This is a genomic window from Pantoea sp. GD03673 (genome assembly GCF_029844725.1).
Taxonomy (GTDB): domain Bacteria; phylum Pseudomonadota; class Gammaproteobacteria; order Enterobacterales; family Enterobacteriaceae; genus Pantoea.
This window is the reverse complement of record NZ_JAOCKJ010000006.1, coordinates 261,291-275,094: the sequence shown is the minus strand read 5'-3', so window position 1 is coordinate 275,094 and position 13,804 is coordinate 261,291. Positions and strand designations below refer to the sequence as shown.

Annotated in this window: 13 protein-coding genes; 8 read left to right on the top strand and 5 right to left on the bottom strand. The window is 56.0% G+C overall.

Annotated features, from left to right (window positions below):
* The first annotated feature begins 140 nt into the window (after positions 1-140).
* Positions 141-926: a 4,5-DOPA dioxygenase extradiol gene (ygiD, locus tag N5J69_RS13715; protein WP_279771032.1), complete on the top strand. Its 786-nt coding sequence runs from the start codon at positions 141-143 to the stop codon at positions 924-926.
* A 266-nt stretch (positions 927-1,192) separates the two neighbouring features.
* Here ygiD and N5J69_RS13710 read toward each other — a convergent pair whose 3' ends face one another.
* The 3 genes from N5J69_RS13710 to tolC form a co-directional block, all read right to left on the bottom strand.
* Positions 1,193-2,353: a glutathionylspermidine synthase family protein gene (locus tag N5J69_RS13710; protein WP_279771031.1), complete on the bottom strand. Its 1,161-nt coding sequence runs from the start codon at positions 2,351-2,353 to the stop codon at positions 1,193-1,195.
* 7 nt (positions 2,354-2,360) lie between these two features.
* Positions 2,361-3,032: a DUF1190 family protein gene (locus N5J69_RS13705; protein WP_033733914.1), complete on the bottom strand. Its 672-nt coding sequence runs from the start codon at positions 3,030-3,032 to the stop codon at positions 2,361-2,363.
* Between the two features lie 142 nt (positions 3,033-3,174).
* Positions 3,175-4,641 (bottom strand): outer membrane channel protein TolC, encoded by a 1,467-nt coding sequence (tolC, locus tag N5J69_RS13700; protein ID WP_279771028.1) that lies wholly within the window; start codon positions 4,639-4,641, stop codon positions 3,175-3,177.
* A gap of 213 nt (positions 4,642-4,854) precedes the next feature.
* Here tolC and nudF point away from each other — a divergent pair, with 213 nt between their 5' ends.
* The 5 genes from nudF to parE are packed head-to-tail and all read left to right on the top strand — an operon-like array spanning position 4,855 to position 9,312.
* Entirely contained in the window at positions 4,855-5,490 is a 636-nt protein-coding gene (gene nudF / locus N5J69_RS13695) for an ADP-ribose diphosphatase (protein ID WP_279771026.1), read from the top strand.
* Positions 5,487-5,912, top strand: a complete 426-nt coding sequence (locus N5J69_RS13690; protein ID WP_008925735.1) for a DUF1249 family protein — start codon at positions 5,487-5,489, stop codon at positions 5,910-5,912. Before nudF ends, N5J69_RS13690 begins: the two co-directional genes overlap by 4 nt.
* 42 nt (positions 5,913-5,954) lie before the next feature.
* On the top strand, positions 5,955-6,782 hold the full coding sequence (gene cpdA, locus N5J69_RS13685; protein WP_279771023.1) for a 3',5'-cyclic-AMP phosphodiesterase: 828 nt from the start codon (positions 5,955-5,957) through the stop codon (positions 6,780-6,782).
* Between the two features lie 3 nt (positions 6,783-6,785).
* Positions 6,786-7,367, top strand: a complete 582-nt coding sequence (gene yqiA / locus N5J69_RS13680; protein ID WP_279771021.1) for an esterase YqiA — start codon at positions 6,786-6,788, stop codon at positions 7,365-7,367.
* 49 nt (positions 7,368-7,416) lie between these two features.
* Positions 7,417-9,312: a DNA topoisomerase IV subunit B gene (parE, locus tag N5J69_RS13675; protein WP_033733909.1), complete on the top strand. Its 1,896-nt coding sequence runs from the start codon at positions 7,417-7,419 to the stop codon at positions 9,310-9,312.
* 152 nt (positions 9,313-9,464) lie between these two features.
* On the opposite strand, the gene N5J69_RS13670 is transcribed toward parE, so the two are convergent.
* Positions 9,465-9,773: a putative quinol monooxygenase gene (locus N5J69_RS13670; protein WP_279771019.1), complete on the bottom strand. Its 309-nt coding sequence runs from the start codon at positions 9,771-9,773 to the stop codon at positions 9,465-9,467.
* Positions 9,774-9,820: 47 nt separating this feature from the next.
* A complete protein-coding gene (locus tag N5J69_RS13665; protein WP_279771017.1) occupies positions 9,821-10,402 on the bottom strand; it encodes an NAD(P)H-dependent oxidoreductase in 582 nt (193 codons plus the stop codon).
* A 166-nt stretch (positions 10,403-10,568) separates the two neighbouring features.
* On the opposite strand from N5J69_RS13665, the gene N5J69_RS13660 reads away from it, so the two are divergent.
* Both N5J69_RS13660 and parC read left to right on the top strand, forming a co-directional pair.
* The gene (locus tag N5J69_RS13660) at positions 10,569-11,333 is read left to right on the top strand and encodes a transporter substrate-binding domain-containing protein (RefSeq protein WP_279771015.1); all 765 of its coding nucleotides are present in this window, start codon (positions 10,569-10,571) and stop codon (positions 11,331-11,333) included.
* Between the two features lie 192 nt (positions 11,334-11,525).
* Complete coding sequence (parC, locus tag N5J69_RS13655; protein ID WP_279771014.1) at positions 11,526-13,799, top strand: DNA topoisomerase IV subunit A; 2,274 nt, start codon at positions 11,526-11,528, stop codon at positions 13,797-13,799.
* The last annotated feature ends 5 nt before the right edge of the window (positions 13,800-13,804 follow it).

Genomic DNA, 13,804 nt, shown 5'->3' with positions numbered 1-13,804 from the left:
TTCTGCTAAATGCCTGTCCGTACTGCCACCATAAATCTCATTCAAATTTCCTGGTGATCATCATCATGCTTATCCGCGTGATAACCTGGCGAATGCGCGTATCGTAATGGCTATCAGATAACCGATTCCGGGAATAACACATGAGCCAGTTACGCATGCCCGCGCTGTTTTTAGGTCACGGCAGCCCGATGAATGCCCTTGAAGAGAACCGCTATACCGCCGCGTGGCGTCAGGCGGGTGACACTCTGCCACGTCCACGCGCAATCCTTGCGGTGTCGGCGCACTGGTATACGCGTGGCACCGCCGTGACGGCAATGGCACAGCCTAAGACCATCCATGATTTTGGTGGTTTTCCACAGGCGCTGTTCGATACGCGCTATCCGGCTCCGGGGTCGCCTGAGCTGGCACAGCAGGTGGCTGAACAGTTAGCGCCCGTCGAGGTAAGACTCGATCATGAATGGGGACTGGATCATGGCTCATGGGGTGTGCTGATTAAGATGTACCCGGATGCCGATATTCCGGTAGTGCAGCTCAGTATTGATGGTACACGACCTGCGGCATGGCACTTTGAGATGGGCCAGAAACTGGCTGCACTGCGCGATCAGGGCGTAATGATTGTCGCCAGCGGCAACGTCGTCCATAACCTGCGTAAAGTTCGCTGGGATGGCAACAACGACGTTTATCCGTGGGCCAGCAGTTTTGAACAGTTCGTCCGGGATAACCTGGCGGTGCAGAGCGATGCGGCTTCTCATCCGCTGGTTAACTTTATGGATCACCCCGGTGCAGCGCTCTCTAACCCGACGCCTGAGCACTATCTGCCGCTGCTTTATGTGCTTGGCGCACGTCAGCCGGATGAGGCTGTCAGCATTCCGGTTGATGGCATGGAGATGGGTGCCATCAGCATGTTGTCAGTTCAGGTAGGTTAGGGCGACGCTGGCAGCAATCGAAGAGCGTATTGTGCAGGGAACACGATCAGAAGAGGAAAGCGTCCCGCCGCCCGGAAAAAAACGCCGGGAGCGTTTTTGAACAACGCAAAGCGTTGGCCCGACAAGGGCGTACCTCAGGGATGAGGTGCGTAATCGCGCGGGCCGAGCGTGTCATGGATAACGGCTTTTGCCTCTTTCCGAACTGAGCGTGTTTCCTGCATCTGCTCAGTCTCACCGCTAAACTAACCTGTTGATATCGCGGTGCGTTAACCGATAAAGGCGTGGGGGTAGAATCGGGAAAGATCCTGGGTGATCAGTTCGCGATCTTCACGCAGGCCGATCCCGGCGGGTTGATCGTCAATCAGCCAGCTGCCGATCAGCGTATAGCTGTCGCCAAATTGAGGCAGCGGATGGAACTGCTGGACGATCATTCCCTCTTCACCGTACGGCCCATCAACGCGGGCAATCTCCTGACCTTTTTCCACGATGCGGATGTTAGCCCCTTCACGCGAAAACAGCGGCTTCACCACATACTTGTCCATGTGCGGCACGTCATCTTCGGCGAACCAGGCGGGCAGCAGATTAGGGTGATTCGGGAACATCTCCCACAGCAGCGGCAGCAGAGCTTTGTTCGAAATGATGCTTTTCCATGCCGGTTCCAGCCAGCGCACGCCAGCATCGCCCAGCTTGGTGGAAAACATCTCCCGTAGCATGAACTCCCACGGATAGAGCTTGAAGAGATTACTGATCACCTGGTCCTGTGCGTCGGTGAATTCACCTTTTTCGCCCAGACCAATCTCATCAATGTAAAGAAACTCGCTGGGCAGGCCCGCTTCCGTGGCGCAATCCTGAAGATACTGCACGGTGCCGCGATCTTCGTCAGTGTCGCGGCAGCAGGCAAAGTGCAGCCAGTTAAAGCCGTGCTGCTGATGCAACGCGGCAAAACGTTCAATCAGCTTCTCCTGCAGGCTATTAAACTGATCGCTGCCGGCGGGGAGCTGACCGGCGTTAAGCTGGTCTTCAAGCCAGATCCACTGGAAAAATGCCGCTTCATACAGTGAGGTCGGCGTGTCGGCATTGTTCTCCAGCAGCTTGATATCGCCTTTGCCATCCCAGGCGAGATCCAGACGCGAGTAAAGCGACGGCTGACGCTGATGCCATGAATCGCGCACGAAATCCCAGGTGTGTTTGGGAATGCGGAATTTCGTCAGCAGCGCTTCGCTGTTGACCACTTTTTCTACCACCTGAAGGCACATCTGATGCAACTCAGCGGTTACCTCTTCCAGATGCTCGATTTGTGCCAGCGTAAACTGGTAATAGGCATCCTCACACCAGTAGGGCTCGCCGTGCATGGTGTGAAAACGAAAACCGAACTCGGTGGCTTTTTCGCGCCAGCCCGGGCGCTCTGAAATGGCAATGCGTTCCATCGGGGCGTCAGCCTCCCATTGAGCGGCTGGAGGTGCCGGTGGCGCTGCTGCGCTGCATGCTGTTCTGCTTCGCGACAGTTTCACCGAAGCCACCACGGGTAATAGTGGAGGTGGTAGCGGGTTTCGGTGCCAGCGCTGTTTTTGGCACGGTCATGGTCTTGCCGGAGGTGGCAGCGCCGTAATTACGGCCGGACGCATCAACAAACTGGCCGTTGGCCGGACTGCGGGCGTTTTTCGGCGAGAACAGCGGTTGCTGCGCAAAGCCCGAACCACCACCCATCATGCGGCCCATCATGTAACCCGCCATCAGTGGCATCCAGAAGCTGCCGCCACTCTGCTGCGATTCCGCATTGGTTGTGCCCACGCCTGCCTGAGCCGGTGTCTGCTGACACTGGTTCTCGCCAAATTCAGCGACGCAATCTTCACGCGTGGCATATTTTGGCGCGGTGCGTTCAGCCTCTTTTTTGGCCTCATTGAATGCGGTCGTACATTGCGCACTCTGGCCCGGATTGGCTTTCGAACAGTCATCGGCGTTCTGGTACATCGAAACCGTTTCATCGTTCTGTTCACAGCCAGCCAGCATAAATACCGCCGAAACGGCGATAGCAACGGGCGTTAAATGGCGTGCCTGCCAGCTCTTACGAAAAGCGGCATAGCGAATAGATTTTGTGCGTTTCATTATGATTATCCTGTGCCCAAAGGTAGCGCATAGAATAGGGGATGGGGGGGTAAAATTGAAGCTGGAGGCCTGATGCAACAGGGATCTTTACTTAGTTATACGTTCAACAGAGAGACGGGCCGCAAAGCAGCCCGTCCACTGATTAATTACCGAAAGGATTACCGCTGCTGTGGCGAGCCGCAGGGCGCGCTGCCTCAGAAGAGCCGGTTGCCACCGGACCGTTATCCACACGGGCGGTCTGGCTGGCATTTTCCGGTGCCACCGTTTCCGGTGAGGTCGGGATCTCTTTGCCCAGCTGGCTGTTCAGTTTCTGCAGGCTCTGCTCATTGAGCGTACCCAGTGCATAACTGATATTCAGCTGGTTAATCAGATAGCTATAGCGGGCATCAGAAAGCTGCTGCTTAGCGTTATAGAGCACGGTGGTCGCATCCAGCACATCGACGATAGTACGCGTACCGACCTGATAGCCCGCTTCTGATGCATCCAGAGAGCTTTGCGCAGAGACGACGGCCTGTTTGTAGGCGTTGATGCTGCTGATAGACGCATTCACGTTGTTAAACGAGGAACGTACCGTCTGAACCGCAGAGCGGTGCGCGCTTTCCAGCTGTTCGCTGGCGCTGACAAAACTGTACTGCGCCTGTTTCACCTGAGAGGTGACGCTGCCGCCGCTGTAGAGTGGCAGTGAGAAGCTCAGGCCAACCTGGTTTGAACCGGTAATGGAGTCAGTTGAACCCTGACTCTGGTTCGCACGGCTGCCGCCATATTTGCTGTTCGACATACCGGTAGACGCGGTCAGATCCAGCGTTGGCATATGACCTGTTTCCGCAGAGCGGATCTGCTCACGGGCTAAATCCTGATTCAGACGTGCAGAGAGAAGCGACAGGTTGCGGCTTTCTGCCTGCTTCAGCAGCGCACTGACCGCTTCAGGCTTATCGGTTCTGAAACGATCGATGCTCAGCGAAGCCAGCGACATATAATCCATGCCGGTGATCTGACGCAGCGTTTCTACGTTGTTATCCAGGTTATTACGCGCGGTGACTTCATTGGCCAGCACGCTGTCATATTGCGCACGGGCGTTCTGTACGTCAGTGATGGCAACCAGGCCCACGTTAAAGCGCTGCGTGGTCTGATCCAGCTCGCGGTAAATCGACTGTTTCTGCGCTTCGGTGTAAGAAAGCGTATCAATCGCTTTCAGCACGTTGAAGTAGGCGGTCGCGGTGTTCAGAATCAGATCCTGCTGCGCCACCTGATAGGTCACATCCTGAATACCGGCAGCTTTTTCCTGCAGGGTCAGTGCGCGCCATTTCGACATGTCGAAAATCGTCTGGGTTAATTGCAGCGAGCCACTGGTCGTGTTGGAATGAAGTCCGCTATTGTCGCGATAGCCGCTGTTATAGGTGTAATCTGCACCCAGGCCGAGCTGGGGTAATAATGGGCTACGCGCTTCGTTGATTTTCTCAAAAGCCGAATCGCGATCGGCAGCGGCGCTGCGCAGATCCGGGTTGCTCAGACGCGCTTGCTGGTAAACCTGAAGCAGGTCTTCGGCCTGGCTGGCGAAGCTGAAACCGCCCAGGCTCAGCCCAATAAAAAATGGGAGCAGTTTTTTCATTTGCATTCCTTTTGTTGCAGCAAATTGCAGTGGGTGCGCTGCCGGGTAAGCCAAAAAATTATCGCCGATTCTAGCAGAGGGCAACTGTGAGATAAGTTGGCTGAACGTGCCTTCTCCCTCTAATTTACGTAAATAATTCAGAAAGAACACCTTACATGGAGCACAGTTACAGGCTTTTTTCGCTCCACCCCAATCTGCACAAGGACCCTGAAGATGCCAGACGAAAAAAAATCCCCTGTGACTTTCACAAAAAACGATGTAGAAATTATTGCACGCGAAACCGTCTACGATGGTTTTTTTTCCGTTGAACGTTACCGCTTCCGTCACCGCCGGTTTAATGGCGAAATGAGTGGAGAAGTGCAGCGTGAAGTTTTTGAGCGCGGACATGCCGCCGTGCTGCTACCTTATGATCCCTTACGCGATGAAGTGGTGCTGATTGAGCAGATCCGCATCCCGGCATATGACAGCAGTTCTTCACCCTGGCTGCTGGAGATGGTCGCTGGCATTATCGACCCCGGCGAAACTGTTGAGCAGGTTGTACGCCGTGAAGCCGTTGAAGAAGCAGGATTAGACGTTGGCCGGGTTAAGCCCATGCTTAGCTATCTGGCCAGCCCCGGGGGCACCAGCGAACGTCTGTCGGTGCTGATCGGGGAAGTGGATGCCAGCCAGGCAGAGGGATGTCATGGGCTGGAGGAAGAGAATGAGGATATTCTTGTGCATGTGGTGAGCCGCGAACAGGCTTATCGCTGGGTGGAAGAGGGGATAATCGACAATGCGGCGTCTGTCATCGCCTTGCAATGGCTGGCGTTGCATCATGAAAAACTACGCGAAGAGTGGATACAAAAATGAAACAGCGCTATACCCCTGACTTTCCCGAAATGATGCGGCTCTGCGAAACCAATTTCGCCCAGTTACGCCGCCTGCTGCCGCGCAACGATGAGGCGGGTGAATCGGTGATTTATCAGGTGAGTGGCGCCCGTTATCAGCTGACTATTCAGGAGTCGACGCGCTACACCACCCTGGTAGAAATCCGCCAGGTCGCGCCTGCCGTAAGTTACTGGAGCCTGCCCTCAATGTCGGTACGGCTCTATCACGATGCGATGGTCGCCGAAGTGTGTTCAACTCAACAGATCTATCGCTTCAAAGCGCGCTATGATTATCCTAATAAAAAATTGCATCAGCGCGATGAAAAGCATCAGATAAACCAGTTTCTCGCAGACTGGCTGCGCTACTGCCTGGCACATGGCGCAATGGCAGTTCCGGTCTGCTGATGCGTATAATGCAGTAAATGGCGTGGAGACGAAGGAAACGCTTTGGATAGCCTGCTAACTCTTCCTGCAGCGAACGGTTCCGAAATCAGGATTTTGCAAATCACGGATACCCACCTGTTCGCGGGAAAACATGAATCGCTGCTTGGGGTGAACACCTGGTCAAGCTACGACGCCGTGCTGGATGCGATTATTGCGCAACACCGCGACTACGACCTGATCATCGCCACCGGCGATCTCGCCCAGGATCACTCTGTCGAAGCCTATCAGAATTTTGCTGAGGGTATCTCACGTTTACCGCGGCCCTGTGTCTGGCTGCCCGGTAATCACGATTTTCAGCCCGCAATGGTCGACACGCTGGCAGCGGCACACATCAATGCCCACAAACAGGTGCTGGTGGGTGAGCAGTGGCAGATTGTGTTGCTCGACAGCCAGGTTTACGGTGTCCCGCATGGGATGCTGAGCGACTATCAGCTGGAGTGGCTCGATAACGCGCTGGCCCGCTATCCGCAACGCCATACGCTGGTCCTGCTGCATCATCATCCACTGGCCTCGGGCTGTACCTGGCTCGATCAGCACAGCCTGCGCAATTCTCATCAGCTTGATGCGGTGCTACAGCGTTACCCGTTAGCCCGGACGCTGGTCTGTGGTCATATTCATCAGGAGCTGGATCTGGCGTGGCATGGCCGCCGCGTGCTGGCCACGCCGTCAACCTGCGTCCAGTTTAAACCGCACTGCACCAGCTTTACGATTGACACCGTGGCACCCGGCTGGCGCTGGTTTACCCTGCACCCGGATGGCGGCCTTGAGACCGAGGTTAACCGGCTCAATACCGACGCTTTTCGCCCGGATTTAGACTCAGAAGGATACTGACGCGTGGCGGCATTGCTTTATCTGCACGGTTTTAACAGCTCGCCGCAGTCGGCGAAGGCAACGCAGTTCCGGCAATGGTTAGAGGCGCAGCATCCGGCGGTCGACATGATCGTGCCACAGCTGCCGACTTTCCCGGCCGATGCCGCCGCTATGCTGGAAGATCTGGTGCTGAGCCGGAGTGGCGAAACCCTGGGTCTGGTAGGCTCTTCGCTGGGCGGTTATTACGCCACCTGGCTGTCGCAATGCTTTATGCTGCCCGCCGTAGTCGTTAATCCTGCGGTGCGACCTTTTGAGCTGCTGGCGGATTTCCTGGGTGTAAATCAGAATCCCTACACCGGCCAGCAATATGTGTTAGAGTCACGCCACATTTACGATCTCAAAGTAATGCAGATTGAACCGCTGGAAGCGCCCGATTTACTCTGGCTGCTGCAACAGACCGGCGATGAAGTTCTCGATTACCGACAGGCGCTCGACTATTACAGCGCGTGCCGTCACACGGTAGAAGAGGGCGGAAATCATACATTTACTGGATTCGAGCGCCATTTCCCGCAGATTCTGGACTTTCTCGGTCTGAATCACCCCTGAGTAATGCGGAAATCGCACCCCCTTTCACCCTTCTAATCAGACATTTACGATGAGTCAATCTAACTATAACGCGGATGCCATTGAGGTCCTGACTGGCCTTGAGCCTGTTCGCCGTCGTCCGGGCATGTACACCGATACGACGCGGCCCAACCATTTGGGTCAGGAAGTGATTGATAACAGCGTCGATGAGGCGCTGGGCGGCCATGCGAAGCGGGTTGAAGTGATTCTGCACGCTGACCAGTCGCTGGAAGTTATTGATGATGGTCGCGGCATGCCGGTGGATATTCATCCGGAAGAGGGCGTGCCAGCCGTCGAGCTGATCCTGTGTCGCCTGCATGCGGGCGGCAAGTTCTCCAATAAAAACTATCAGTTCTCGGGCGGTCTGCACGGCGTCGGCATCTCGGTGGTCAACGCCCTGTCAAAACGCGTCGAAGTCACGGTGCGCCGTAATGGCGAAATCTATGACATGGCGTTTGAAAATGGCGACAAAGTGCAGGATCTCACCGTCACCGGCACGGTAGCGAAACGCAACACCGGTACGCGCGTCCATTTCTGGCCTGATGAAAGCTTCTTCGACAGCCCGCGTTTCTCGGTATCGCGTCTTTCCCATCTGCTGAAAGCCAAAGCGGTGCTCTGTCCTGGCGTCGAGATTGTCTTTAAAGACAAGCTGAACAATACCGAACAGCGCTGGTGCTACGAAGATGGTCTGACCGACTACCTGTGTGAGGCGGTGAATGGCCTGCCGACCCTGCCGGAAAAACCGTTTGTCGGCAGCTTTGCCGGTGATGTGGAAGCGGTTGACTGGGCGCTGTTATGGCTGCCGGAAGGCGGCGAGCTGTTAACGGAAAGCTACGTTAACCTGATCCCGACCATGCAGGGCGGTACGCACGTCAACGGCCTGCGTCAGGGGCTGCTGGATGCGATGCGCGAGTTCTGTGAATACCGCAACATCCTGCCGCGTGGCGTGAAGCTTTCAGCGGAAGATATCTGGGATCGCTGTGCCTATGTGCTGTCGGTGAAGATGCAGGATCCGCAGTTCGCCGGGCAGACTAAAGAGCGTCTCTCTTCCCGTCAATGCGCTGCCTTTGTCTCTGGCGTCGTAAAAGATGCCTTCAGCCTGTGGCTGAACCAGAACATTCAGACGGCAGAAATGCTGGCTGAGCTGGCGATCTCCAGCGCCCAGCGGCGTATGCGGGCAGCCAAAAAAGTGGTGCGTAAAAAGCTGACCAGCGGCCCGGCTCTGCCAGGAAAACTGGCGGACTGCACCGCACAGGATCTGAATAAAACAGAACTGTTTCTGGTCGAAGGCGACTCGGCAGGCGGATCGGCCAAGCAGGCGCGCGATCGCGAATATCAGGCGATCATGCCGCTGAAAGGCAAGATCCTGAACACCTGGGAAGTCTCCTCCGATGAGGTGCTGGCGTCGCAGGAAGTGCATGATATTTCGGTGGCGATCGGCATCGATCCCGACAGCGAAGACCTTTCACAGCTGCGCTACGGCAAAATCTGCATTCTGGCGGATGCTGACTCCGATGGTCTGCACATCGCCACGCTGCTCTGTGCGCTTTTCGTGAAACATTTCCGCTCGCTGGTCAGAAACGGTCACGTTTACGTTGCCATGCCGCCGCTCTACCGCATCGATCTCGGCAAAGAGGTCTACTACGCGCTGGACGAAGATGAGAAAGAGGGCGTGCTGGAACAGCTGAAGCGCAAGAAGGGCAAACCCAACGTTCAGCGTTTTAAAGGACTGGGTGAGATGAACCCGTTGCAGCTGCGCGAAACGACGCTCGATCCGAATACCCGCCGCCTGGTACAGCTGACCATCAGCGAAGAGGATGTTGATCAGACGCTGCGCATGATGGATATGCTGCTCGCGAAAAAACGCTCTGAAGACCGGCGTAACTGGTTGCAGGAAAAAGGCGATATGGCCGACATTGAAGTGTAAAAAACAGGACGCGAAAGCGTCCTGTTCTCTTTGTGCCCGCTTCTGACCCGGTTCCCTGCGTGTTGCGCTAATCTGTTGCTGCCAGAGGCTCTCTGCTTTATGTTTTCTGCAGTCTTAACAACATCTGAAGACTGCAGAAAGATTCGCAACAATCAGGCGCTGGGTTCCAGCACCAGAATCTTCACATCCACCACATCATCTTTAATGATGGCGCGATGCGCATCCATGTGCGGCATCTGCTGATGCTGCTCCAGATGGCGCAGGGTTTCCCACTGCTCAAGCATAAAAATAGAGTCTGGCGAATTTTGCTTCCAGGGCACCTGCGCCTGATGGTCCAGCAGCGCGTCATACTGATGGCAGCCTTCTTCTTCCAGCACCTGCGGGATCAGCTTTTTCACTGCATCCAGCACGGCCTGACGGCGACCGGGTTTAATACAAATTTCAGCAACGACTGTTAACATTCGCGAATTCCTCTTTCGTGGAAAATAGGGGGTATCCCCTGACTATCTTACGCAAAAACGTGGCTAAGATGGGTCCGATAAGCGGCGATATCGCGTGGCACGTCCGGTGCTTTGATCACGTCGTTGCAGATAAAGGTCGGCAGCGCTTCCATTCCCAGGAACTGGTTGGCCTTGTGGAAGTGCAGATAAAGACCATCAACGCCGACGCCTTCAAAGAACTGTTCCGGGTCGGTAAAGGCCTGCAGCGGCGCATTCCAGGTCAGTGACAGCATATATTTTTTGCCCTGCAGCAGACCGCCGGAACCGTATTTCTTGGCCGCGTCGGAGCGGGTACGGCCATCACTGGCGTAAAGTGAGCCGTGGCCTTCAGTAAACACTTCATCGATGTAACGCTTCACGGTCCAGGGTTCACCCATCCACCAGCCTGGCATCTGATAAATCACCACATCGCTGTCGACATATTTCTGCACTTCATCGGCGACCACATAATCGCTGTCCGCCACGGTGACTGACACGTCATGGCCCATGTCACGCAGCTGGCTGGCCGCAACGTCGGTCAGCGTGTGGTTAAGTTCGCCTTTAGAGTGGGCAAATGTTTTACCGCCATCGATAATTAAAATTCTGCTCATGAATAGGTTGCCTCGTTTTCTGAATATGGCGCTCAGCTTACGCGGGCCTCAGCCGCAGAAAAATGCGGGGTTGATCACAACACTTTTGCTGTAGCAGCAATAATGCGCCGGTTTATGGCACCATCGGTGGGGCAAACTCACCCTGAAAATCACAGAAAAAATCAGAATGAAAAAATTAATTCCCGCCTTGCTGCTGGTCAGCGGCGCTGTCCATGCACAATCTCACCTCGACACCGTTCTCAGCACCAAAACGCTTAAAGTCTGCACCACCGGCGATTACAAGCCGTACAGCTATCTGCGACCTGATGGTCAGTATGAAGGGCTGGATATCACTATGGCGAACGCGCTGGCGACCTCACTCGGCGCAAAAGTTGAGTGGGTACAGACCAGCTGGAAAAACCTGATGCCCGACTTTCTGGCAAAGCAGTGTGACATCGCCGTCGGCGGCGTCTCGGTTACGCTGAAACGTCAGCAGACCGCCTGGTTCGCTCAGCCGCTGGACGTGGACGGTAAAATTCCGCTGGTGCGCTGCAGCGACAAAGATCGCTTTCAGACGCTCGAACAGCTCAACCGGCCTGACGTGCGGCTGATTGAACCGGCTGGTGGCACCAACGAAGCCTTTGTACACAGCCATCTGCCAGAGGCCTCGCTGACGCTGTTCCACGACAACGTCACCATCTTCCGGCAGCTGGTCGACAACAAGGCGGATGTGATGATCACTGATGCCTCAGAAGCACGTTATCAGCAGCAGCATTACCCGACGCTCTGCGCGATCAATCCCGACAAACCGCTGCAGTATGGCGAGAAGGCGTACATGATTCCGCGTGACGACATCAGCTGGAAACTCTATGTCGACCAGTGGGTGCATCTCAGCACCGCCACCGGCGACTATCGTGATATTGCCCGTCAGTGGATGGGGGCAAAGCCCTGATTCACGTCCGCAGAGTGGCCTTGCGCCTGGCGGCCGGAATCAGACGGGCATCCGGCAGTTAAAATCGCGCTTCAGAACGCCTGCTGCCCCGTGCTTCCCCTGTGACTAACATCAGGGAATAAGGTACTATCCTCGCCAAACCACCGCCGGGTGTCCCGCCGTTGTGGGCCACGATGTGAGGATGAGAAATTAATGAGTGAACTGACTCAGGATGGTGCAGAGCGTCTTGCCCTGCACACATTCACCGAGAATGCGTACTTAAACTATTCGATGTACGTCATCATGGACCGTGCCCTGCCTTACATTGGCGACGGATTAAAGCCGGTTCAGCGACGTATCGTCTACGCCATGTCCGAGCTGGGCCTGAGCGCCAGCGCAAAATTCAAAAAATCGGCACGTACCGTCGGTGACGTACTGGGTAAATACCATCCGCATGGCGACAGCGCCTGTTATGAAGCGATGGTGCTGATGGCCCAGCCGTTCTCCTACCGTTATCCGCTGGTCGACGGTCAGGGCAACTGGGGTGCGCCGGATGATCCCAAGTCGTTCGCGGCGATGCGTTACACCGAATCCCGTCTGTCAAAATATGCCGAGCTGCTGCTGGGCGAGCTGGGTCAGGGCACGGTCGACTATCAGCCGAACTTTGACGGCACGCTGCAGGAGCCGAAGATGTTACCGGCTCGGCTGCCCAATATTCTGCTGAACGGCACCACGGGTATTGCCGTGGGCATGGCGACCGATATTCCGCCACACAACCTGCGCGAAGTGGCTCAGGCCGCTATCGCACTGATCGACGCGCCAAAAACGACGCTGGACCAGCTGCTGGATATTGTTCAGGGGCCTGATTATCCGACCGAGGCGGAGATCATTACGCCGCGTGACGAAATCCGCAAAATCTATCAGACCGGGCGCGGCTCCATCCGTCAGCGTGCGGTATGGAAGAAAGAAGAGGGCGAGGTGGTTATCACCGCGCTGCCGCATCAGGTGTCGGGCGCACGCGTGCTGGAGCAGATTGCTAACCAGATGCGCAATAAAAAGCTGCCGATGGTGGAGGATCTGCGTGATGAATCGGATCACGAGAATCCGACCCGCCTGGTGATCGTGCCGCGTTCCAACCGCGTCGATCTCGATCAGGTGATGAACCATCTGTTCGCCACCACCGATCTTGAGAAGAGCTACCGCGTTAACCTCAATATGATCGGCCTGGATAACCGCCCGGCGGTGAAAAACCTGCATGAGATCCTGACCGAATGGCTGGTGTTCCGCCGCGATACGGTTAAACGTCGTCTTAACTACCGACTGGATCGCGTGCTGCGTCGCCTGCATATCCTGGAAGGTTTGCTGGTTGCGTTCCTGAACATTGATGAAGTGATCGACATCATCCGGACTGAGGATGAGCCGAAGCCGGTCCTGATGTCGCGTTTTGGCATCAGTGAAACGCAGGCCGAATCGATCCTCGAACTGAAGTTGCGCCACCTGGCAAAACTGGAAGAAATGAAGATTCGTGGCGAGCAGGCGGATCTGGAAAAAGAGCGCGATCAGCTTCAGGCTACGCTGGCCTCTGAACGCAAGATGAACACCCTGCTGAAAAAAGAGTTACAGGCTGACAGCGCCAGCTACGGCGACGATCGTCGTTCGCCGCTGTGTGAGCGTGAAGAAGCCAAAGCCCTGAGCGAAACCGAGCTGGTGCCGTCTGAACCGGTAACCATTGTGCTGTCGCAGATGGGCTGGGTGCGCAGCGCCAAAGGTCACGATATCGACCCGGCCGGACTCAGCTACAAAGCGGGCGACAGCTATCTGGCTGCGGCACGTGGCAAGAGCAATCAGCCGGTGGCCTTTATCGACTCTACCGGTCGCAGCTACACGCTGGATCCGACGTCGCTGCCTTCCGCACGCGGACAGGGTGAGCCGCTGACCGGTAAGCTGACGCCACCGCCGGGTGCGGTGGTTGAACAGGTGCTGATGGAGCCGGACGACCAGCGTCTGCTGATGGCGTCTGATGCGGGCTATGGCTTTATCTGTACCTTCAGCGATCTGGTGTCGCGCAACCGCGCCGGTAAAGCGCTGCTGACGCTGCCGGACAATGCCCGCGTGATGACGCCGATGGCGGTCCATCATGAAGATGACATGCTGCTGGCAATCACTCAGGCGGGACGGATGCTGATGTTCCCGGTCGGGGAACTGCCGCAGATGTCGAAAGGCAAGGGCAACAAAATCATCTCGATTCCATCCGCGGAAGCGGCCGCCGGTCAGGATAAACTGGCCTGGCTGATGATTCTGCCGCCGGGCAGCGCTATCACGCTGCACGTGGGCAAGCGTAAAATGCTGCTGCGCAGTGAAGAGTTACAGAAATTCCGCGCCGATCGCGGACGTCGCGGCACGCTGTTACCGCGCGGCCTGCAAAAAATTGATCGTGTTGAACTGGATGCGCCAGCGCGTCCGGCGAGCCCGGATAGCGAAGCGTAAACAAC

What these genes read in the sequence shown, in the direction of transcription:
- ygiD (WP_279771032.1), top strand. Translation starts at nt 141, where the DNA reads ATGAGCCAGTTACGCATGCCCGCGCTGTTTTTAGGTCACGGCAGCCCG.
- N5J69_RS13710 (WP_279771031.1), bottom strand. Translation starts at nt 2,353, where the DNA reads ATGGAACGCATTGCCATTTCAGAGCGCCCGGGCTGGCGCGAAAAAGCC.
- N5J69_RS13705 (WP_033733914.1), bottom strand. Translation starts at nt 3,032, where the DNA reads ATGAAACGCACAAAATCTATTCGCTATGCCGCTTTTCGTAAGAGCTGG.
- tolC (WP_279771028.1), bottom strand. Translation starts at nt 4,641, where the DNA reads ATGAAAAAACTGCTCCCATTTTTTATTGGGCTGAGCCTGGGCGGTTTC.
- nudF (WP_279771026.1), top strand. Translation starts at nt 4,855, where the DNA reads ATGCCAGACGAAAAAAAATCCCCTGTGACTTTCACAAAAAACGATGTA.
- N5J69_RS13690 (WP_008925735.1), top strand. Translation starts at nt 5,487, where the DNA reads ATGAAACAGCGCTATACCCCTGACTTTCCCGAAATGATGCGGCTCTGC.
- parE (WP_033733909.1), top strand. Translation starts at nt 7,417, where the DNA reads ATGAGTCAATCTAACTATAACGCGGATGCCATTGAGGTCCTGACTGGC.
- N5J69_RS13670 (WP_279771019.1), bottom strand. Translation starts at nt 9,773, where the DNA reads ATGTTAACAGTCGTTGCTGAAATTTGTATTAAACCCGGTCGCCGTCAG.
- N5J69_RS13665 (WP_279771017.1), bottom strand. Translation starts at nt 10,402, where the DNA reads ATGAGCAGAATTTTAATTATCGATGGCGGTAAAACATTTGCCCACTCT.
- N5J69_RS13660 (WP_279771015.1), top strand. Translation starts at nt 10,569, where the DNA reads ATGAAAAAATTAATTCCCGCCTTGCTGCTGGTCAGCGGCGCTGTCCAT.
- parC (WP_279771014.1), top strand. Translation starts at nt 11,526, where the DNA reads ATGAGTGAACTGACTCAGGATGGTGCAGAGCGTCTTGCCCTGCACACA.